The 20786-nt window shown below is 73.6% G+C and carries 15 protein-coding genes; 4 read left to right on the forward strand and 11 right to left on the reverse strand.

The genetic code is table 11. The annotated features are described in order from the left end of the window. Window positions 1-263: 263 nt before the first annotated feature. Window positions 264-2789 carry an ATP-dependent Clp protease ATP-binding subunit gene (locus HTZ82_RS10080; RefSeq protein WP_175408975.1) on the forward strand — a complete coding sequence of 842 codons (2526 nt, stop codon included), beginning with the start codon at window positions 264-266 and terminating at the stop codon, window positions 2787-2789. Between the two features lie 115 nt (window positions 2790-2904). Here HTZ82_RS10080 and HTZ82_RS10085 read toward each other — a convergent pair whose 3' ends face one another. Genes HTZ82_RS10085 through dacB form a run of 3 tightly spaced genes read right to left on the reverse strand, consistent with a single transcriptional unit; the run spans window position 2905 to window position 7812 of the window. After that, window positions 2905-5772 carry an NACHT domain-containing protein gene (locus HTZ82_RS10085; RefSeq protein ID WP_309235397.1) on the reverse strand — a complete coding sequence of 956 codons (2868 nt, stop codon included), beginning with the start codon at window positions 5770-5772 and terminating at the stop codon, window positions 2905-2907. After that, entirely contained in the window at window positions 5769-6101 is a 333-nt protein-coding gene (locus tag HTZ82_RS10090; protein ID WP_175408976.1) for a trypco2 family protein, read from the reverse strand. Before HTZ82_RS10090 ends, HTZ82_RS10085 begins: the two co-directional genes overlap by 4 nt. A gap of 43 nt (window positions 6102-6144) precedes the next feature. Further along, window positions 6145-7812, reverse strand: coding sequence for a D-alanyl-D-alanine carboxypeptidase/D-alanyl-D-alanine-endopeptidase (dacB, locus tag HTZ82_RS10095; protein WP_175408977.1), 1668 nt, complete (start codon window positions 7810-7812; stop codon window positions 6145-6147). A 422-nt stretch (window positions 7813-8234) separates the two neighbouring features. On the opposite strand from dacB, the gene HTZ82_RS10100 reads away from it, so the two are divergent. After that, window positions 8235-8999: a M23 family metallopeptidase gene (locus HTZ82_RS10100; protein WP_175408978.1), complete on the forward strand. Its 765-nt coding sequence runs from the start codon at window positions 8235-8237 to the stop codon at window positions 8997-8999. 90 nt (window positions 9000-9089) lie between these two features. Here the strand turns inward: HTZ82_RS10100 and cseC are convergent, their stop codons facing one another. The 6 genes from cseC to HTZ82_RS10130 all read right to left on the reverse strand — a co-directional run bounded on the left by cseC (window position 9090) and on the right by HTZ82_RS10130 (window position 14823). Beyond that, window positions 9090-10436, reverse strand: coding sequence for a two-component system sensor histidine kinase CseC (cseC, locus tag HTZ82_RS10105; protein ID WP_175408979.1), 1347 nt, complete (start codon window positions 10434-10436; stop codon window positions 9090-9092). Window positions 10437-10652: 216 nt separating this feature from the next. Continuing rightward, the gene (cseB, locus tag HTZ82_RS10110) at window positions 10653-11366 is read right to left on the reverse strand and encodes a two-component system response regulator CseB (RefSeq protein WP_175408980.1); all 714 of its coding nucleotides are present in this window, start codon (window positions 11364-11366) and stop codon (window positions 10653-10655) included. Window positions 11367-11426: 60 nt separating this feature from the next. Continuing rightward, window positions 11427-12167: a hypothetical protein gene (locus HTZ82_RS10115; RefSeq protein WP_175408981.1), complete on the reverse strand. Its 741-nt coding sequence runs from the start codon at window positions 12165-12167 to the stop codon at window positions 11427-11429. Further along, on the reverse strand, window positions 12155-12763 hold the full coding sequence (locus tag HTZ82_RS10120) for a SigE family RNA polymerase sigma factor (protein ID WP_175408982.1): 609 nt from the start codon (window positions 12761-12763) through the stop codon (window positions 12155-12157). The genes HTZ82_RS10115 and HTZ82_RS10120 overlap by 13 nt, the downstream gene beginning before the upstream one ends. 304 nt (window positions 12764-13067) lie before the next feature. Continuing rightward, entirely contained in the window at window positions 13068-14000 is a 933-nt protein-coding gene (locus tag HTZ82_RS10125) for an A/G-specific adenine glycosylase (RefSeq protein ID WP_254711754.1), read from the reverse strand. A 55-nt stretch (window positions 14001-14055) separates the two neighbouring features. Then, window positions 14056-14823, reverse strand: a complete 768-nt coding sequence (locus HTZ82_RS10130; protein ID WP_175408983.1) for a phosphatase PAP2 family protein — start codon at window positions 14821-14823, stop codon at window positions 14056-14058. Between the two features lie 146 nt (window positions 14824-14969). On the opposite strand from HTZ82_RS10130, the gene HTZ82_RS10135 reads away from it, so the two are divergent. After that, window positions 14970-15848 carry a hypothetical protein gene (locus HTZ82_RS10135; protein WP_175408984.1) on the forward strand — a complete coding sequence of 293 codons (879 nt, stop codon included), beginning with the start codon at window positions 14970-14972 and terminating at the stop codon, window positions 15846-15848. Between the two features lie 16 nt (window positions 15849-15864). On the opposite strand, the gene disA is transcribed toward HTZ82_RS10135, so the two are convergent. Next, complete coding sequence (gene disA, locus HTZ82_RS10140) at window positions 15865-16989, reverse strand: DNA integrity scanning diadenylate cyclase DisA (RefSeq protein WP_175408985.1); 1125 nt, start codon at window positions 16987-16989, stop codon at window positions 15865-15867. A 195-nt stretch (window positions 16990-17184) separates the two neighbouring features. Continuing rightward, a complete protein-coding gene (gene radA, locus HTZ82_RS10145) occupies window positions 17185-18615 on the reverse strand; it encodes a DNA repair protein RadA (RefSeq protein WP_175408986.1) in 1431 nt (476 codons plus the stop codon). A gap of 231 nt (window positions 18616-18846) precedes the next feature. Between radA and HTZ82_RS10150 the strand changes: the two genes are divergently transcribed. Next, complete coding sequence (locus tag HTZ82_RS10150; protein WP_175408987.1) at window positions 18847-20724, forward strand: sigma-70 family RNA polymerase sigma factor; 1878 nt, start codon at window positions 18847-18849, stop codon at window positions 20722-20724. Window positions 20725-20786: the final 62 nt, after the last annotated feature.

Raw genomic sequence — 20786 nt, forward strand, 5'->3', positions numbered from 1 at the left:
ATTCCCTAGTGGGGAGGGGCGACACGCAGTCCCGGGCGTCTCACGTTCGCCATCGGCGTACTGCCGGGGCGGGTATCTGCCTGGCCTGCGGGAACATCGTCTCGCACCATCGGGTTGGAGCAGTTGTCGGCGTTCGGGGTCAGGAGGCCATCGACGGGTGTCGGCAGTTGGAATGAGCGGTCCCCGCTTGCGGGACTAAGCTGCGGAAGGACAGGGAGGGGACCGACCCCTTACTGCCTGACCGCTCTGAGGAGCGATTAACGATGTTCGAGAGGTTCACCGACCGCGCGCGGCGGGTTGTCGTCCTGGCTCAGGAAGAAGCCCGGATGCTCAACCACAACTACATCGGCACCGAGCACATCCTCCTGGGCCTGATCCACGAGGGTGAGGGTGTCGCCGCTAAGGCCCTGGAGAGCCTCGGGATTTCGCTCGAGGCGGTCCGCCAGCAGGTGGAGGAGATCATCGGCCAGGGCCAGCAGGCCCCGTCCGGGCACATCCCCTTCACGCCCCGTGCCAAGAAGGTCCTGGAGCTGTCGCTCCGCGAGGCCCTTCAGCTCGGCCACAACTACATCGGCACCGAGCACATCCTGCTCGGCCTGATCCGCGAGGGCGAGGGCGTCGCCGCCCAGGTCCTCGTGAAGCTGGGCGCCGATCTCAACCGGGTGCGGCAGCAGGTCATCCAGCTGCTCTCCGGTTACTCCGGGGGCAAGGAGGCCGCCACCGCCGGCGGTCCCGCCGAGGGCACGCCCTCGACGTCCCTGGTGCTCGACCAGTTCGGCCGGAACCTCACCCAGGCCGCTCGCGAATCCAAGCTCGACCCGGTCATCGGGCGCGAGAAGGAGATCGAGCGGGTCATGCAGGTGCTGTCCCGCCGTACGAAGAACAACCCGGTCCTCATCGGCGAGCCCGGCGTCGGCAAGACGGCGGTCGTCGAGGGCCTGGCGCAGGCCATCGTCAAGGGCGAGGTGCCCGAGACCCTCAAGGACAAGCACCTCTACACCCTGGACCTGGGCGCGCTGGTCGCCGGCTCCCGGTACCGCGGTGACTTCGAGGAGCGCCTGAAGAAGGTGCTCAAGGAGATCCGCACCCGCGGCGACATCATCCTGTTCATCGACGAGCTCCACACCCTCGTGGGTGCGGGTGCCGCCGAGGGCGCCATCGACGCGGCGTCCATCCTGAAGCCGATGCTGGCCCGCGGTGAGCTCCAGACCATCGGCGCCACGACGCTCGACGAGTACCGCAAGTACCTGGAGAAGGACGCCGCGCTGGAGCGCCGCTTCCAGCCCATCCAGGTCGCGGAGCCGTCGCTGCCGCACACGATCGAGATCCTCAAGGGTCTGCGCGACCGGTACGAGGCCCACCACCGTGTCTCCATCACGGACGAGGCCCTCGTTCAGGCCGCCACCCTGGCCGACCGGTACATCTCGGACCGCTTCCTGCCGGACAAGGCGATCGACCTGATCGACGAGGCCGGTTCCCGGATGCGCATCCGCCGGATGACCGCGCCGCCGGACCTCCGCGAGTTCGACGAGAAGATCGCGGGTGTCCGCCGGGACAAGGAGTCCGCGATCGACGCCCAGGACTTCGAGAAGGCGGCCTCCCTCCGCGACAAGGAGAAGCAGCTCCTCGCGGCGAAGGCCAAGCGGGAGAAGGAGTGGAAGGCCGGCGACATGGACGTCGTCGCGGAGGTCGACGGCGAGCTGATCGCCGAGGTCCTCGCGACCGCCACCGGCATCCCGGTCTTCAAGCTGACGGAGGAGGAGTCCTCCCGTCTGCTCCGCATGGAGGACGAGCTCCACAAGCGCGTCATCGGCCAGAAGGACGCCATCAAGGCCCTGTCGCAGGCCATCCGCCGTACGCGGGCCGGCCTCAAGGACCCGAAGCGTCCCGGTGGCTCGTTCATCTTCGCCGGCCCGTCCGGTGTCGGTAAGACCGAGCTGTCCAAGACGCTCGCCGAATTCCTCTTCGGCGACGAGGACGCGATGATCTCGCTCGACATGTCGGAGTTCAGCGAGAAGCACACGGTTTCCCGCCTCTTCGGCTCCCCGCCCGGATACGTGGGTTACGAGGAGGGCGGTCAGCTCACCGAGAAGGTGCGCCGCAAGCCGTTCTCCGTCGTCCTCTTCGACGAGGTCGAGAAGGCCCACCCCGATATCTTCAATTCCCTTCTCCAGATCCTGGAGGACGGTCGCCTGACCGACTCCCAGGGCCGGGTCGTGGACTTCAAGAACACGGTCATCATCATGACGACCAACCTCGGGACCCGGGACATCTCGAAGGGCTTCAACCTGGGCTTCGCCGCCCAGGGCGACGTCAAGACCGGATACGACCGGATGAAGGCGAAGGTCAACGAGGAGCTGAAGCAGCACTTCCGCCCCGAGTTCCTGAACCGTGTCGACGACACCGTCGTCTTCCACCAGCTCAGCCAGGACGACATCATCCAGATCGTCGACCTGATGATCGCCAAGGTGGACGAGCGTCTGAAGGACCGCGACATGGGCATCGAGCTCAGCGGTTCCGCGAAGGAGCTCCTGGCGAAGCACGGCTACGACCCGGTGATGGGTGCGCGGCCGCTGCGCCGGACCATCCAGCGCGAGATCGAGGACGTGCTGTCGGAGAAGATCCTCTTCGGCGAGCTGCGGCCCGGTCACATCGTGGTCGTGGACACCGAGGGCGAGGGTGAGGAGAAGAAGTTCACCTTCCGCGGCGAGGAGAAGTCCGCGCTGCCCGACGTCCCGCCGATCGAGGCGGCCGGCGGGGCGGGGCCGAACCTGTCCAAGGACGCGTAACACGCAGGCGGCGTGAGCCGCCGCTCATGGGGCCGCCCCCGGACCGTCTCGTACGGTGCCGGGGGCGGCCCTTTCGCGTGGCCGGCCGACGCGCGTGGCCGGCCGACCCGCGTGGTCAGTCGATGATCAGGCGGTCGCTGAGCAGCCGGTGGCCGCTGATCCGGTTCTGCGGCAGACCCGTGATGTGGACGGCGAGGTCCGGGAGCCTGCACAGCGGTGCCAGGCCGAGCCGGTCGCCCTCGAGGACCGGCTGCTCGACGTACAGCGACTGCAGCCTGGGGAGCCGGGCCAGCGCCTCCAGGCCGGCCGTCGACACCCGCACCGACGCCAGCGTCAGGCTCGTGAGGCCGCCCAGGCCCGGCGGGACCGCCACCGACGGCAGCGCCGTGCAGCGGTGGAGCTCCAGCACCTCAAGGCACGGGCAGGCCTCCAGGAAGCCGAGGCCCTCCAGGAACCGGTTGTTCTCGATGCGCACGCGGCGGGCCGCGTGCCCGTCCAGGGCGACGGCCAGCTCGTCGGCCGTGAAGTCGCCCGCCACGACGAGGTTGCCCGCGCCGGGCAGCCCGGGCAGCTCCGCCAGCTGGGCGCGGGTGGTCAGCCGCAGCGGCGTGTGCCGCAGGTCCAGGCGGTCGAGCACCTCGCGGGCGTACTCACGTGTCGGGTAACGGTCCCAGTCGGAGCTGAACAGCCAGGTCGGCGTCCCGCCGGTGGCGAAGCGGCGGGCGTACGGCACGGCCTCGCGGCCGCCGACCTCGTGGATCAGCGCCAGGGTCCGCTGCTGCCGGTCGAGCCGGTCGAGCCGGTCGTCCGGCTCCGGCAGCAGCGGCAGGACGTACGGGCCGAGCCGGGCCAGCTCCGACCGCCGGCCGGCGTTGCCGGGCGGCAGGAGGCCCCGTACGGCGCCGCGCACTCTCGCGTCGGTCCGTTCGTCCAGCCAGGCCGCGTGCTGGGCGCACAGGGCCGCCAGGACGTACAGGGTCGTACGGCGGTCCGCGCGGGACGCGTCGCCCGCGTGCAGGAGCCCGTTCACCAGGACCGGGAGCTGGCGGCGCGCGCAGTGGCCGGCCGCCAGCAGCAGCACGTCGTGCCACTGCTGGTCGTGGGCGTGGCCGAGCATCTCCTTCACGTTGTCGTCCTCGACGAACTCCTTCGCGGCCAGGAAGTCCTGGAAGGTGCGGTGCGTGAACTGGAAGACGTCGTCCGAGCGCTCCTGGAGGAGGCCCGTGCGGTTGAGGAGGTGGGTGAGGATCAGCTCCGGGCCGCCCTGGTCGCGGACGCCGGGCATGCCGGGCAGGGCGCGGGTCAGCTGGTGGAGGGCCTGGTCGCGGGTGAATTCGGTCTGGCCGCCCCGTACCAGCCAGGCGGCGACGCGCTGGAGGAGCTGGTGGTGCTCCTCCACGGACAGGGTCACGCCCTCCGGGGCGGACACGCTGCGCCGCTTGTCGCGGGTGCCCAGGAGCATCCGCAGGGCGGAGTCGTACAGGGCCCAGCGGCTCTCGGGCAGGAAGCCCTGGCGGAGGCGGTGCAGGGCGCATATGACGGCCGCCAGCAGGGGGGTGCGGGCCAGGTCCGCGAGCGTGGGGTTCCGTTCGAACTGCTGGACAAGGTCGCGCTCCAGGGCGTCCAGGTCCTCGCGAGGGTCCGCGTCCAGGCGGGCCGCGCGGTGCCAGGCGGCGACGAAGGCCCTGATGTCCGCGTCCCGCAGGGGCAGCAGGGTCAGCTCCTCGAAGCCGGCCGGCTCCAGCCACCCCGGTTCCACCGCCAGGGGCCGTACGGTCGCGAGGCAGCGGGTGTCCGGGAAGCGGTCCAGGAGGGCGCACAGCCACGTGTGGGCGGCCTCCCGGTCGTCCTGCGGCACCTCGTCCAGGCCGTCCACCAGAAGCAGCCCACGGCCCGCCTTGAGGACGCGGCCCGCCCAGCCGTCCGGGGGCGCGTCCACCGGCAGGCGGGCCACGCCCGGCAGGTCCGCCGGCGCGGGTAACGCCCCGCTACGCGCGCGGAGGGACCGCAGCGGCACCACGAACGGCACCAGGCCGTTCAGCTCGCCCAGCTCCGGGCCCAGCGTGCCCGCCGCCGCGTGCGCGGCCAGCCACCACACCAGGGTCGTCTTCCCGGCCCCCGCGTCGCCGCGCAGCAGCACCCGCGGCCGGGAGCCCAGCAGGTCGTCGACCCGCTGCGGCGCCGGGTCCCCGGACGCCGCCTCCAGGGACAGGTACGCCGTGTCGAGGTCCCACTCCGCGTCGCGCCGGCCCAGGTCGTCCAGGCCGAAGATCCTCGTACGGCGGTACGCGGCGCCGAGCGCCTCCGCGTACTCCTCGGCGTACACCCGGTCCTCGGGGTGCGCGCCGGTGGTGCCGGTCAGGCGGTCGGGCAGCGGCAGCCGCGTGACCACCATGTACGTCTGCCGGAACTTCGGGTTCTTGGCGAGGACGCCGAGCGGGACGCAGTGCACCCTGCGGTGGCCGCGCCCCGCCGGGACCTCCTTCACGATGCCGATCAGCCCGTCCCCCGCGAAGACGGGCGCGCCGGACAGCCCGGCGAGCGGTGAGCGGCCGTCGGGGCGCTCGACGGCCGGAGGGCGGTCGAACTCGAAGACCATGGTCCGCTGGATCAGCCCCGCCATGGGCAGCACGGTCCCGGTGTACTGGTCCAGATCGAGCTTGCCGCCGTGGTCGTACCGCTGGATCTGGGGGAAGCCGAGGATCTCGCAGTGCGGTACGGGGCGGTCGGTCGCCACGGTCCGCAGCAGCGATCCGAACCAGTCCTCCGGGCCGCGGGACACATGGAGGAGGGCGGCGTCCAGCCCGGGGTCGGACCAGACGGCGGTGCCCGCGAACAACCTGGTGTGGCCCGGGAACGCCACGTCGCAGACGCCTCTGCCGCCGAGGACGTGCTCCGCGGTCAGGACCAGGTCCGGTGTCAGAAGTACCCCGCTGCCCTGCCGCCGGTCACCGAGAACGGCGACGGCGCCCCGTGCGTTCACCGCGGCTCCAGCGAGCCGAAGTCACCCACGTCCACCCCGGTGTCCTCGTTCGCCACCTTCCACGGCTCACCCGTCCGCGCGTCCTGCGGCTTCAGCGTGAACGCCACGCGGTGGGTGCGCCCGGAGGTGCGGGTGCCGTCGGCGCCGGCCTCGACGACCCACGCCTTGACCTTCGTACCGCCCTTGAGCTCCTTCCGGAGTTCGATCGTGAACTCCATCTGGATCTCGCCCATCTCGAAGGCGACCGGGTGTCCGGTGGCCCGTCGCGCGGCGTCGATGAGCTGGTCGCGTACGGAGGCGATGGCGTCGGCGAGTTCGATGTCCGTCATGGCCCGGACCCGTACCCCGTACGGTCCGGGCCATGACGCGGCTTCAGCAGATCAACTCGGGCTTCCGCCAAGCGCATTCGGCGGCGGCCGCCGGCTCTTCCGCGGTCCGCCGGGAGCGCGGCTCGGGTGCCTGCTCGGGTGCCTGCTCGGGCGTCTCGCCCTTCGCCGTGTCCGAGGACGCGAGGGTCACCACGACCGCGTCCTCGACGCTCTTCACCGACGGCGCCAGGTAGTTGTTCAGGACGACGCTGAAGGCCAGCTCCCGCCCCGCCCTGTCCGTGACGTACCCGGACAGCGCCGACGCCGCCGTCAACGACCCCGTCTTGGCACGGGCGTTGAGCGCCGCCGGCGTGTCGCACATGCGGCTGCGCAGCGTGCCGCCGACCGGCCGGTCCGGGGCACAGGCGACGGGCAGGGAGGCGTACCAGTCGGCGTACCAGGGCGCGTCCCGCACGGCGACGAGGAGCCGTGTGAGCTGGGCGGCCGGGAACAGGTTCATCCGGGACAGGCCCGAGCCGTCGGCCTGGCGGAGCTGCCCGGTGTCGACGCCCTGCTCCTTCAGGTACGCCTCGATGGCGGCGAGCCCCGCGTCCCAGGTGCCGCTGCCGGAGACCTTGTGGCCGATGGCCTTGGTGAGCGTCTCGGCGTGCATGTTGTTGGACAGCTTCATGAACGGCAGCATCAGCTCCTTCAACGGCATGGAGCTGTGCCTGGCGAGGAGCCGGGCGCCGGCCGGGGTCTTCACGCCGAGGCGCGCCGGCCGCTCGACGCGTACGCCGTGGGCGGCGAGGGCGTCCGCGAAGACGGCTGCGGCGTAGCCGGTCGGCTCGTCGACGGTGATCCACTCCTTCGTGGGCGACGCCTGGAGGGGGATCTCGCCGGTGATCACGATGGTGTTCGTGCCGTGGGCGCGCTCGATCGCGAGCGTGTCGGGCCGGCCGGCGGGGACGGTGGTGGCGCGGTTCTCGATCCGTACGTAGTCGGTCTTCGGCGTCAGCGCGACGCGCGGCCGGGCGCCCGCGGACGGGCCCGTCGACGCCTGGACGACGACCGTGCCGGAGTCGTAGTCGGTGTCCGGGGCGACGGTGAGCGGCGAGATCTGCGCCGAGTAGTACGAGGACTCGTCGTCGGCGGCCCAGGAGCGGCCGAGCCGCCGCGTGTCGAACAGGGTGTCGTCCGCGAGTACGCGGCCGGTGACCCGCCGGATGCCGGACGCGGCGACCCGTGCGGCGAGCCGGTCGTAGTCGGCGGCGAGCGTGGTCGGGTCGCCGCCGCCCCGCAGGTGCAGGTCGCCGCGGAGGGTGCCGCCGCGCTGCCGGCCGGTGGCCAGTACGTCCGTACGGAAGCGGTGGTCCGGGCCCAGCAGGGCCATGGCGGCGGCGGATGTCGCGAGCTTGGTGTTGGAGGCGGGGAGGAGGCGGTCGGTGCCGTCCCGCTGGTACAGCGTCTCGCCGGTCGCCGCGTCCGCGACGACCACGCTGACGGCGCCGCCGTCGAGGCGCGGGTCGGTGAGGATCCGGTCGATGGCGCCCTTGAGGCCGGTGTCGGAGGGGCCCGCGTCGGCGGGCGGCGCGCCGGTGGTCAGGGCGAGGGTGGCCCAGGCCAGCGCGGCGGCGAGGCCGAGGGCCGCGGGACGGCGAAGGGGGCGGCGGGCTGCCGTTAACGGCCGCGGCCGGATCTTCGCGGTGCTCTTCCGTGTCAGGAGGCTCATGGGACAGGAGCATCCCGGAGCGGACGGAGATCAGGAAGGAGGCGTTGCGTGACAAGCCGCACAGGGCATTTCGGACGTACTAGGGGGAATAGTGAAGCCGCACCGGGGCCGGGCCGCCCCGGTCGGCCGCCCGCGCGCCCTGCAGGGGCGCCGGGCCCGGGGTGCCGCACTCCGGTGGCCGGCGAGGTCCGTACGCCTTCGGCGCGGGGCCCGGGTGCCCGTTTTGTCAGCATATCCATGGTGTCGCACGGGTCCGGGCGGCTGCGTCAAGCGTGTGCGTCACAGGGGCGGGGCTACGACCGAACGTCGTAGACGGGGTGTTTGGGGCATCGCGGGATGACCCGGTACCAAGGATGACCAGATGCCCGGCGCGCCGCTCGCGTCGGGTCCCTTGTTGTCCGGAGCCCGGAGGTTTCCCCCGTATGTCGCAGCGCGCCAAGCATTCCCCCCGTACCGCCGTCGTCGCCCTCGCCGTCGTCGGCATGGGAGCCGCGTCGGTGCTCGGGGCCGGTGCGTCGGCCGTCGCCGCCGGGTCCGAGGCCAAGGCGGCCCAGGCGGCGCAGGCCGCCCCGCTCGCCGTGAACACCGCCACCGCCGTCGCCGCGCAGGCCGAGGCGCAGGCCAAGGTCGCCGAGGTGCAGGCCGCGCAGGCCAAGGCCGCTGCCGCCAAGGCGAAGGCCGCCGCAGCGGCGAAGACGAAGGCCGCCGCGGTCAAGGCCGCCGCCGCGAAGGCGAAGGCCGCGAAGGCAGCCGCCGCCGCCAAGGCCGTCGACTGGGTCAAGCCCGTCGCCGGCTACACGCTGACCGCCGGCTACAACCAGGGCGGCGCCATGTGGACGAACAAGCACTCCGGCCAGGACTTCGCCGTGCCGATCGGCACCCCGGTCAAGGCCGTGCACTCCGGCACCGTCGTCAAGGCCGGCCCGAACGGCGGCGGCGACGGCCCCGCCTACGGCAACGCCATCGTGATCAAGCACGCCAACGGCACGTACTCGCAGTACGCCCATCTGTCGAAGATCAACGTCAAGATCGGCTCGAAGGTGAAGACCGGCCAGGTCATCGCCCGCTCCGGCAACACCGGCAACTCGTCCGGGCCGCACCTGCACTTCGAGATCCGTACGACCCCGAACTACGGCTCCTCGCTGAACCCGGCGAAGTTCCTGCTGAACGAGGGCGTCCGCATCTGAGCCCGCTGAGCCCGCTGGGCCCGCTGAGCCCGCTGGGCCCGCGGAGCCCGCTGAGCCTGACGGCCGGCCGGCGGGCCGGCGCGCCGCCGGTCAGTCCTGGCCGTTCCCGTCCGGGAACGTGAGGATCGGGAAGCTCCCCGTGTTCGTCGGGGCGTGCTCCGGCAGCCACAGCACCGCGATGGCGCCGGACGCGCCCCCCGCGCCCCCGGCCTCCGGGGCGGTGCCCTCCGGGGCGGCGTTGCGGAACGTGAGGCGGGCGCCCAGCACCCGCGCCTGGCCCGCCGCGATGGTGAGGCCCAGGCCGTGGCCCGCGCCCGCGCGGTCACTCGCACCCGTACGGAACCGGCTCGGCCCCTCGCGCAGCAGCGCCTCCGGGAACCCGGGCCCGTGGTCCCGCACCCGCAGCACGCGGCCCTCGACGGTGACCTCCACCGGCGCCTTGCCGTACCGGGCGGCGTTCGTGAGCAGGTTGCCCAGGATGCGCTCAAGGCGCCGCGGGTCGGTGTTCACCCACGACTCGTGCACCACCCGCACCACCGCGTCCGGGTTCAGCACCGCGACCCGGCGGCTGACGAACTCGCCGAGCGCGATCTCCTGGAGCTCGGCCCGCTCCGACGCGCTGTCGAGCCGCGCCACCTCCAGCACGTCCTCGACCAGCGTCCGCATGGCCCGCGCCCTGTCCCGTACCAGCTCGGTCGGGCGGCCGGGCGGCAGCAGCTCGGCGGCCGTGAGCAGCCCCGTGACCGGGGTGCGCAGCTCGTGCGCGATGTCGGCGGTGACCCGGCGCTCCGCCTCGATCCGCTCGTTCAGCGCGTCGGTCAGCGCGTCCACGGCCCGCGCCAGCTCGTCCGTCTCGTCCCGTACGACCCCGCCGATGGCCTCCCGGACCCGTACGTCCGTGTTGCCCTGCGCGACCTTGCCGGCCGCGGTGGCCGCCTTGCGCAGCCGGCGCGAGAGCTGGCCGCCGATCAGCACGCCCAGGGCGCTGCCGCCGAAGACGACCGAGACCGAGCCGACGATCAGCGCCTCGTCCAGCTTCTTCATGATCGTCGCGCTGCGGTCGGGGTACCGGCTGTGCAGCGACAGCACGTCCCCGTTGCCGAGCGGCACGGCCGCCCACACGTCCGGCACGCCGTCGCCGTGCTCCTGCACGTAGGTGCCGCGGTGCTTGTCCCGCACCAGGCGGTCGAGCTCCTTGGGGAGGGCGGGGTCGTTCAGCTTCGTACCGAACTTCGGTTCCTTGGGCTTCGACGACTCGTACATGCGCTGCGCGAACTTCAGCCGCTCCAGCTGGACGTCGCGCGCGTTGTCCAGCATCGAGTTGCGGGCGGCGTTGTGGACGACCAGGCTGAGCGTCACCGCGACCAGGGCGCCCACGGCGGCGATGGCGATGGCGATCTTCCATCGCACACCGGTGCGCAAGGTGGGCGGCTTCATCGGGGCGCTGTCCTGTTCTGTTCCGTGGGTGTGCTGCGGGCTGGGCGTGCGGGCCGGGGTTCTACAGGGCGGCTCCGGAGTGCTGCCGGGGGTGCGGGGGTTGTCCCCCGGGAGATGCAGTCATCGCACGCCGGTGCGCAGGGTGGGCGGCTTCATGGGGGCGCTGTCCTGTTCTCCGTGTCGGTCTGTACGCGTGCCTGTGGGCGGCCGGCGCCGCTACGCCTTGAGTTTGTAGCCGAAGCCGCGCACCGTCTCGATCCGGTCCTGGCCGATCTTCGTGCGCAGCCGCTGCACATGGACGTCCACCACCCGGGTGTCGCCGCCCCAGCCGTAGTCCCAGACCCGCTCCAGGAGCTTGTCGCGCGACAGGACCGTGCCGGGCGCCGACGAGAACTCCGGCAGCAGCCGCATCTCCGTCGGCGTCAGCGCCACCGGCGCCCCGCCGCGGCGGACCTCCATGCCCTCGGTGTCCACCTCCAGGTCCCCGAAGACCAGCAGCCCGCGCTCGCCCTGCCCGCCGGACCCGTCCGCCCCGTCACCGCCGTGCGCACCGCCCGATGCGTGGCCGAAGCGCCGCAGCACCGCCCGGATCCGCGCGACGAGCACCGCACCGTCGAACGGCTTGGTGACGTAGTCGTCGGCGCCGGCCTCCAGGCCCAGCACCACGTCGATCGAGTCGGCACGCGCCGACAGCATGATCACCGGCACGGTCGACTCGTCCCGGATGCGGCGGCACAGGCTCACGCCGTCCATGCCCGGCAGCATCACGTCCAGCAGCGCGATGTCCGGCTGCCGCGCCCGGAACGACTCCAGGCCGGACAGCCCGTCCGGCATGGCCGTCACCGCGAAGCCGTCCCGCTCCAGCGCGAGCTGCGTGGCCTCCCGGATGACGTCGTCGTCCTCGACGAACAGCACATGAGTCTCTGCCATCCCGCGTTCCTCGTTCCTCCCGCGCTCCCGCGCCGCCCTCAGCTGTCAGTTTGTGACGTGTCAGTTGTCGCCCGGCGCGGTGGTCGGCGCGGGACCGGTGAAGTCGCCGCCGTCGACCGCCTTGCTGTACTCGTTGCGCACGATGTCGTGCTGCGTGAACCTGTTCCCCGCCCACCGGAAGGTGACCACGTCCTCGCCGGACGGGTACGCGACCGGGTCGTCCTTCTCGTACCGCTGCTTGGTGACGATCAGGTCGCCGCGGTCGATCGCCGAGTACACCGCGGGCTCCTCCAGTGCGAACACGTTCTCGTACGTACGGTCGTCGTCCCGCAACCGGTACACATACGTTCCTATGCCGACGGCGTCGCCGCACGTCAGCACGTTCACGACGACGTCCGGCGCCCCGGTGCCGGTGAGGTTCCCGTACGAGGTGTCGACCGGGTACGCGTCCGCGACGCACGGCTTCAGGTCGTTCTTGACGCGCTCGCTGACCTTCGGATCGTCCTTGATCAGCCGTACGACGTCCACGCGCCGGAACGCCGGCGACGAGGAGGCCGACGGCGTCGGCGTGGCCAGCGCGGGACCGCCCTGGTCCTGCGGCGCCGCGCCCTCGTCGCGCGCGCCCGTGCCGCCGGTGGAGCACCCGGTCGCGAACAGGCCGACGGCGGCGAGCACGGTCACGGCCACCGCCGTCGTACTCGCCGCCCTGGGACCGGTCATGCCGCCGTTCCGGCCGTTCCGGCCGGTCACGCCGGTCACGCCGGTCACGCCGTTCTCGCGTCTGCCGTTCAGGCCGCGCACCGCTCCTGCTCCCGTCCGTGACGACGTCCGTCCGCGCGCCGCCCGGCGCGCCCCGCCCGTCCCTGCCCCCCGGCCTCGCCGCCGCCCAGTGCGCGGGCGGCGTCGATGTCCCGGCTCTCCAGCTCCTGCCGGAGGCGGGCCAGCGCCCGGTGAAGTGTGCTCTTCACCGTACCGGTCGACATCCCGAGCGCGGCGGCGGTCTCCTCGGTGCTCATCTGCTCCCAGTGCCGCAGGACGACCACGCTGCGCTGCTTCGGCGCCAGCACCTTCAGGACGTCCATGAGCAGGGCCCGGTCGGCGTGCTGCTCGGTCGCGTCGTCGACGGACGCGTCCGGGAGCTGCTCGGTCGGGACCTCCTCCAGCTTGCGGGCCCGCCACCACTCGGTACGGGTGTTGATCATGACGCGGCGGAGGTAGGCGTCGGCCAGCGTCTTGTCGGCTATGCCGTCCCAGCGGCCGTACGTACGGGCCAGGGCCGTCTGCAGCAGGTCCTGCGCGTCCACGGGGTCCGGGACGAGACGTCGGGCGCTCCGCAGCAGGGCGTCCTGCCGGGTGCGTACGTACTCCTCGAATTCGAGCACCTCGCCGTGCGACATCCCGAATCGCCTCCGTTTCCCCGTGACATGCGGAGGCCTGTGGCGGTCCGCATCGTTCGCTTCCGTGGCGTCAGCTTCCTGAGCCGGTCGCGCTCGCTGACATCACGAGAAACTACGGAGCTGTTGTCACGGGCCTGTCCGAAGCACCCTTCGACGGACGCACGGCTGTCCATCGGTTGTGTAACGGCCCTGTACGACCCCGCACACGCCCTGTGCGGAGCCGGTACGGGAGGCGGTGCGGCGGTGCGGGAAACGGGAAGGAGGGCGGGAGCCGGTACGGGAGGCGGTGCGGGAGCCGTACGGGTCAGCCCGCCGGGAGGCGGTAGCGGCCGTCCGCCAGGGGCTCGACCAGGCCGTCCGCGACCAGCCCGTCCAGGGCGCGGGCCCGCTGGACCGGGTCGTGCCACACCGCGTCCAGCGCGGCCTGCGGGACCGGGTGCCGCGCGTCGCGCAGCACGGCCAGCAGCTTGCCGCGCACCTGCCGGTCGGTGCCCGCGTACGTCTGGCCGCGCCGCGGCGGGCCGTCGTGGGCGGGCTTGCCCGCGAGGCGCCAGGCGCAGGCGCGGGCGATCGGGCAGCGCCCGCACTCCTCGTTCCTGGCCGTGCAGACCAGCGCGCCCAGCTCCATGGACGCCGCGGCCCAGCGCGCCGCCCTGCCGTCGTCGTCCGGCAGCAGGGCCCGGGCGAGCCGCCGCTCGGCGGCCGTGGTCGCGTTCGGCGGGTACTGCACGCCGGTCACCGCGCGGGCGAACACCCGCCGCACGTTGGTGTCCAGGACCGCGTGCCGCTGCCCGTACGCGAACGACGCCACCGCCGCGGCCGTGTACTCGCCGATCCCGGGCAGCGCGAGGAGCTGGGCATGGTCGCGTGGTACGTCACCGCCGTGCCGCTCCGTTATCGCGACGGCCGCCCCGTGCAGCCGCAGCGCGCGCCGCGGGTAGCCGAGCCGCCCCCAGGCGCGTACCGCCTCGCCGGGCGCCTCGGCCGCCAGCGCGGCGGGGCGCGGCCAGCGGGCCAGCCACTGCTCGTACACCGGCAGGACGCGGTTGACCGGGGTCTGCTGGAGCATGAACTCGCTGACCATCACGCCCCACGCGCCCGCTTCGGGGCGGCGCCAGGGCAGGTCGCGCGCGTGCTGCTCGAACCACGCGATGACGGGGCCGTGCAACTGCGCGGAGGAGGCGGCGGATGAGGCGGATGAGGAGGCGGCGGGGGGAGGAGTCTCGGTCGTAGTCATGGCACTGCTGATCCTGGCACGTCCCGTGTCCCGGGCCCCTCACCGCCGCCGTACGTCAGGACACGCGCCGGTGCCCCGCCGCCTCCTGGCGCTCGGTGCCCACGGCCGGCTCCCGGCGCTGCCGGTGCGCGCCGCGCTGCCGGTGCACGGTCGCCGCGCCGCCCGCACGCTCGGCCTCCGCACGCCCGGCCTCCGTGCGCCCGGCCTCTCCGCGCCCGTGCTCCGTCGCGTCACCGGGCCCGGCGAGCCACCGCGCCGCGCCGGACCGGCTGCCGCGCATCGTCTCGACCAGCTTCCGCGTCGGGCCGGTCAGCAGCCGGACGAACGCCCACACCGCGAGCGCGCCCACGACCAGGCCCGCCGCCACGTCGTGCGGGTAGTGCACGCCCACGAACACGCGCGAGAACGCCATCAGCACGGCCAGCGGCATCGTGAACCAGGCGATCCGCCGCCACGCCAGCGCCAGCGCCATGGCCGACGCGCCCGCGATGGCCGCGTGGTTGCTCGGGAACGACCAGTCCCCGTACGGCGGGCACTCCGCGATCGACGCGACCGCCCCGGCCACGGCCCGGCACGGCCGCTCCTCCTGGATGAACGACTTCAGGGTCTCGCTCACGACGTAGCCGAAGGCCGTGGCGACTGCGGTGAGCGCGGCGAGCGCCATGGCCCGCGAACCGGCGGGGCGCGCCCGCCACCAGGCGACGACGAACAGCACGCCGAACACCAGCAGTCCGGCGTCGGTGCCGATCTCGGCGAACACGTGTACCCAGTGCGGCGTTGTCTGGGCGAAGTCGGTGATGGCGCGGTAGAGGTCCTGACTCATGGTTACGGACGGTACCTGGCCCGCGGAGGCACCCGTTCACCGCCATCCGCGAGGAACGCCCGGAACGATGTGATGATCGGCAAAAACCGGCGCAGGAGCGGCGGGTGGGGCGGGAGTTGGCGACGATCTCTCGTACAGTTTGGGCCGTGGGATCTCTGCGCAATCCGGTCGGGCCGCTTCCCTCCTCCATCTACTGGCGGCGGAGGGCAGTCGCCGCGAGCGTGGTCGCGCTGCTCGCCGTGCTGATCGTATGGTTCGTCAGTTCCGGTGACGACAGTGGACAGAAGGGCAGCGGCGGCGCGAGTGCGACGTCGGCCGCGCCGTCCACCATCACGCCCGGGCCCACGCCGTCCGGCCCCGCCATCAGCTCCCAGCCGGGCGGCCGCGACGAGGCGGGCGCCACCGAGGGCGACACGGGCGGTACGGGCGGCGGAGCGGCCGGCGGCGGCGACCAGAGCGGCGGCGCGGGCGGCACCGGAGGCGGTACGGGCGCGGACGGCGGTGGCGCGAACGGCGGTACGGGCGGTACGGGCGGCTCCGCTTCCGGCGGCTCCGGCGGCAGCGGATCCGGGCCCGGCAGCGCATCCGGGTCAGCCGAGCAGGTCCCGGCGAACTCCGCCCTCCCGAACTGCGCCCCGGGCGCACTCCAGTTCACGCTCAGCAGCTCCAAGGTGTCCTACGCGCCCGGCGAGAAGCCCCGGTTCCGGCTGACCGCCCGCAACACCTCGGCCACCACATGCAAGACCGACCTCGGCCCGGCCACGGCCGTGCTGACCATCAGCGACGACTCGGACGAGGAGATCTGGTCGTCCGAGGACTGCCCCAAGAGCTCCGGCAGCGTGTACGTCGCCGTCCCGGCGGGCGGCACCGCCACGTACACCGCCGAGTGGGACCGCCGCCACAGCACGACGCGGTGCGGCACCCCGTCGACGCGGGTCGCCGGCCCCGGTACCTACCTGGCGGAGGCGACGGTGCCGGGTGCGAAGGGCGTCCTGCGCGCGGCGATCACCCTCGCCAAGGACTGATCCTCGGACGACGAACTCAGACGTACCGTTCGAGGATCGACGACTCCGCGAGCCGCGACAGGCCCTCGCGGACGCTGCGGGCCCGCAGCTCACCGACGCCGTCCACGGCCTGGAGGTCGTCGACGCTCGCCGCGAGCAGCTTCTGCAGGCCGCCGAAGTGCTCGACGAGCCGCTCGATGATCGCGCCGGGCAGCCGGGGCACCTTCGCCAGCAGCCGGTAGCCGCGCGGCGAGACCGCCGAGTCGAGGGTCTCGGGCGAACCGCTGTAGCCGAGGGCGCGGGCCACGGTCGGCAGCTCCAGGAGCTCGGAGTGCGACAGCTCGTCCAGCTCGGTGAGCGCTTCCGCGACCGTACGGGACCGCTTGACCGTCGGCTCGGGCACGTAGTCCCGTACGACGAGCTCGCGCTCGGGCTCGACGCCCGCGATCAGCTCGTCGAGCTGGAGGGCCAGGAGGCGTCCGTCGGTGCCGAGCTCGACGACGTACTCGGCGATCTCGGTGGCGATCCGCCGCACCATCTCCAGGCGCTGCGCGACGGCGGTGACGTCCCGGACGGTCACCAGGTCCTCGATCTCCAGCGCGGAGAGCGTCCCCGCGACCTCGTCGAGGCGCAGCTTGTACCGCTCCAGCGTGGCGAGGGCCTGGTTGGCGCGGGAGAGGATCGCGGCGGACTCCTCCAGCACCCGCCGCTCACCGTCCACGTACAGGGCGATCAGCCGCATCGACTGCGACACGGAGATCACGGGGAACCCGCACTGCTTGGAGACGCGGTCGGCGGTGCGGTGCCGCGTGCCGGTCTCCTCGGTGGGGATGGAGGCGTCGGGCACGAGCTGCACGCCGGCGCGGAGGATCTTGGTGATGTCCTTGTCGAGGATCAGCGCACCGTCGAGCTTGCACAGCTCGCGCAGGCGGGTCGCGGTGAACTCGACGTCCAGCACGAAGCCGCCGGTGCACATGGACTCGACCGTCTTGTCCATGCCGAGGACGATCAGACCGCCCGTGTTGCCGCGGAGGATGCGCTCCAGGCCGTCCCGCAGCGCCGTGCCCGGCGCGACCGCGCTCAGGGACGCGCGCATGAGCGCTTCGTTGCCGGAGCCTCCGCCGGACTTTCCGGGTGTAGATGCCCGGTCGTTGGCTGCCACTGCACTCCTCCGGCTCGTACGGATGGGCGAGACCAGGGCAAAGTCTAGCGACCCGCCTTCCCGGGGGCTGCGGCTCCGACAACCTCGACGGCCGTCGCCCCGCCCCGCCGCGCCGACGCCGCCCCGCCGCCGCCTCGCTGCGGGCGGGCGGGCACAGCGGAGCCCCGCGCCGGGCCGCCCTGCCCGCGGCGCCTCCTACCGCGCGCCCGCCCCCGGCTGCCGCTCCGTCTCCGCATCGTCCCGTGCCGCGCGCCGCGTCCGCGGCAGCACCCGCAGGGCCTCGCCCACGTCCGCGACCTCCTGGACCCGCATCCCCGCCGGCACCTTCCCCGGGTCCGACGGCACCAGCGCGTGCGTGAACCCCAGCCGGTGCGCCTCCGCCAGCCGCCGCTGCACCCCCGTCACCCGGCGCACCTCACCCGCGAGCCCCACCTCCCCGATCGCGACCAGGTTCTTCGGCAGGGGCGTGTCGCTCGCCGCCGACGCCAGCGCCAGCGCCACCGCCAGGTCGGCGGCCGGCTCCGACAGCTTCACGCCGCCGACCGTCGCGCTGTAGATGTCCCGCTTGCCCAGCGCGCTGATCCGCCCCCGCTGCTCCAGCACCGCCAGCATCATCGAGACGCGGGACGTCTCAAGCCCCGACGTGGTCCGCCGCGGCGACGGGATCTGCGAGTCCACCGTGAGCGCCTGCACCTCGGCCACCAGCGGCCGCCGCCCCTCCAGCGTCACCGTCAGGCACGTGCCCGGCACGGGCTCGGCGCGCCGCGTCAGGAAGAGCCCGCTCGGGTCGGCCAGGCCCGTGATCCCCTCGTCGTGCAGCTCGAAGCAGCCGACCTCGTCCGTCGCCCCGTACCGGTTCTTGACGCCCCGCACCAGCCGCAGCCGCGCGTGCCGGTCGCCCTCGAAGTGCAGCACCACGTCCACCAGGTGCTCCAGGAGCCGCGGCCCCGCGATCGCCCCGTCCTTCGTGACGTGGCCCACCAGCAGCGTGGCCATGCCCCGCTCCTTGGACGCCCGGATCAGCGCGCCCGCCACCTCCCGTACCTGCGCCATGCCGCCCGGCGCCCCGTCGATCTCGGGCGACGCCACGGTCTGGACCGAGTCCATGATCAGGAGCGACGGCTTCACCGCGTCCAGGTGCCCGAGCACCGCCGACAGGTCCGTCTCGGCCGCCAGGTACAGATGGTCGTGCAGCGCCCCGATCCGGTCGGCCCGCATCCGCACCTGGCTCGCGGACTCCTCACCCGTCACGTACAGCGTCGGGTGCTCCGGGCTCGCCGCCTTCGCCGCCACGTCCAGCAGCAGCGTCGACTTGCCCACGCCCGGCTCGCCCGCCAGCAGCACCACGGCGCCCGGCACGAGCCCGCCGCCCAGGACCCGGTCCAGCTCGTCCACGCCCGTCGAGCGCGCCGTGGCCTGCCGCCCGTCGACCTGGCCGATCGGCAGCGCGGCCGCCGACACCCGCCCGGCCGCCGTGGTCCGCACGGCGGGCGCCGCCCCGTACTCCTCGACCGTGCCCCACGCCTGGCATTCGGGGCAGCGGCCGAGCCACTTGGCCGTCGTCCAGCCGCACTCCGTGCAGCGGTACGACGGCCGGTCCTTCGACGATTTCGTACGGGCAGCCATGCGCCACACCGTAGCCGCGCCCAGTGACACCGCGCGCCGCCTGTGGACAACCCGCCGGACAGCCCGCCGGGCAACCCGTGTGGACGCGCCGCATATGCCCGCGCCCTATAGCGCCCACGCCTGCCACAAGGCAAAGTCCACTGTCCTCTTTTGAGGGATACGTTCACCCGTAAGGCTTAAAAGTGCCCAAGGGCTACGAAGAGTGTGCCTTCAGCCGCCTACGGTCGCCGGGTGACGAGCAGCAGGCTGGAACCCCCCACGTACACCACCGGCGCACACCGGGCGCAGGGCAGTGCGCCCCGGAGCGGGTCCCGGACGCTCGCGCAGAGCCCGCCCGCCCGGTACGAGCCGTACCTCGACGGCCTGTTCACATACTGCCTCTCGGTGCTCTGCGACCACGAAACGGCCACCGCCGTACTCGGTGACGTCCTGGCCATCGCCGAACGCCAGTACGGGCGCTCGCCCGCGGAAGAGCCCCGCCGCAAGGCGTGGCTGTACGCCCTCGCCCGTTGGGCCTGCCTCCGCGCGCTCACCGAGCAGCGCCGCCGCCGGCAGGGCGCCCACGCGGGCCGTCAGGCCGCCCACGCCTCCGGGCGTCCCCCGTCCGGGCGTCGGCCGTACGGCCGTACGCAGACCCGCCCCCCGGCCCGGCCGCCCGCCACCGAGGAGGCCCCGCGGGCCGGCGAGGAGACCACCGACGAGCGCCGCCGCGAGCTTGCCCTGCTGGCCTGGCCCGAGGCCGCCGGCACCACCCCGGAGCAGCGCGAGGCCCTGGAGCTGGCCGTACGCCACCAGCTCGGCGCGCCCGAGGTCGCCGCCGTGCTCGGCATGGCCCCGCAGACCGCCCGAGAGCTGCTGTCCACGGCCGCCTGCGAGGTCGAGCGCACCCGCGCCGCGCTCGCCGTCGTCGAGACCGGCACGTGCTCGGCCGTCGCCCGGCTCACCGGCGACCACCAGGTGCTGCTGTCGGCGGCGCTGCGCCGCGAGCTCGTCCGGCACGTCGACGACTGCCCGCTGTGCCGCCGCGTCGCCGAGCGCGCCGAGGCCGCGGGGCCCTGGCCCGGCTCGACGGTCACGCCCGCGACGCTGCCGCTGGTCGAGGCGCCGCGGTCCGCCGCGTACGTGGCGATGGTGCACGCGCCCCGCGCCCGCTCGGCCGGGCCCCGGTTCGGCCGCGACGGCTTCCCGCTGGACCCGAAGGACCACGCGGCCCGCCGCGACCGGATGCGCGCCCGCGCGGTGACCACCACGGTCGTCGCCACCGTCATCGCCGCGCCCGTCCTCGCCCTGTGGGCCGCCTACCGGGGCGACCAGGCGGCCGGCGACGGGCGCGGCGACCCCGCCGTCACGGCCGCCGACGAGACCGGCTCCGAAGCCGCGGGCCGCCAGGGCCGGCAGCACTACGAGAACACCGGCAACACCCGCACCGGCGGCCCCGACCCCCGCTTCCGTACGCCCAGCCAGGCCCCCGACGTCACGGTCGAGGTCATCACGCCCGGCACCCCGCTGCCCTCCACGAGCTCCGGACAGCCCGGCGGGCCCGGCAGGATCACGGTTGCCGCGCAGCCCCACGGCGACACCACGATGCTCAAGCTCACCGCGTCCGGCGGCGGCCCCGTCGCCTGGTCCCTGTGGACGGACGCGCCCTGGCTGTACGCGAGCCGCACGTCCGGCAGGCTGGAGCCCGGCCGGTCCGAGACCGTGTACATCACCGTCGACCACGACCGGCAGCCGCGGGGCGCCTGGAGCGCGCGCGTCGGCGTCAACCCGTCCGGCGCGGTCATCGGCATCGAGGGCAACGGGCCCAAGCGGCCGCCCGCCCAGCAGCCCCCCACGCACACTGGACGGCCCACGCCGGACCCGAGGCCGCAGCCATCGTCGCCCCCCGGTACGGCGAGCCCCGCGCCCCGCCCCACACCTCCGCCGTCCTCGACGTCGCCGGGCCCCGGCACCGGCACCGACCCGGGCACGCCCCCGCCCTCCTCCGAACCGCCGTCGTCGACACCCCCGCCCTCGTCGAGCGCACCGCCCCCGGCCGACGACCCGCCACCGGAGCCGGCCCCGCCCCCGCCGAACGAGCCCGCCGGCTCCCCGGCCCCGACGGGCTGACCACCGGCTGCCCCCCATGCTGACTCCCGGGCCGACTCCCCGGGCCGACCCCCTCCGGGCCG

Origin of the sequence: Streptomyces sp. TRM64462 (assembly GCF_013362995.1) — a bacterium.
Lineage (GTDB): Bacteria > Actinomycetota > Actinomycetes > Streptomycetales > Streptomycetaceae > Streptomyces.

What these genes read in the sequence shown, in the direction of transcription:
- HTZ82_RS10080 (WP_175408975.1), top strand. Translation starts at nt 264, where the DNA reads ATGTTCGAGAGGTTCACCGACCGCGCGCGGCGGGTTGTCGTCCTGGCT.
- HTZ82_RS10125 (WP_254711754.1), bottom strand. Translation starts at nt 14,000, where the DNA reads ATGACTACGACCGAGACTCCTCCCCCCGCCGCCTCCTCATCCGCCTCA.
- dacB (WP_175408977.1), bottom strand. Translation starts at nt 7,812, where the DNA reads ATGAGCCTCCTGACACGGAAGAGCACCGCGAAGATCCGGCCGCGGCCG.
- cseC (WP_175408979.1), bottom strand. Translation starts at nt 10,436, where the DNA reads ATGAAGCCGCCCACCTTGCGCACCGGTGTGCGATGGAAGATCGCCATC.
- radA (WP_175408986.1), bottom strand. Translation starts at nt 18,615, where the DNA reads ATGGCTGCCCGTACGAAATCGTCGAAGGACCGGCCGTCGTACCGCTGC.
- cseB (WP_175408980.1), bottom strand. Translation starts at nt 11,366, where the DNA reads ATGGCAGAGACTCATGTGCTGTTCGTCGAGGACGACGACGTCATCCGG.
- HTZ82_RS10090 (WP_175408976.1), bottom strand. Translation starts at nt 6,101, where the DNA reads ATGACGGACATCGAACTCGCCGACGCCATCGCCTCCGTACGCGACCAG.
- HTZ82_RS10100 (WP_175408978.1), top strand. Translation starts at nt 8,235, where the DNA reads ATGTCGCAGCGCGCCAAGCATTCCCCCCGTACCGCCGTCGTCGCCCTC.
- HTZ82_RS10130 (WP_175408983.1), bottom strand. Translation starts at nt 14,823, where the DNA reads ATGAGTCAGGACCTCTACCGCGCCATCACCGACTTCGCCCAGACAACG.
- HTZ82_RS10120 (WP_175408982.1), bottom strand. Translation starts at nt 12,763, where the DNA reads ATGTCGCACGGCGAGGTGCTCGAATTCGAGGAGTACGTACGCACCCGG.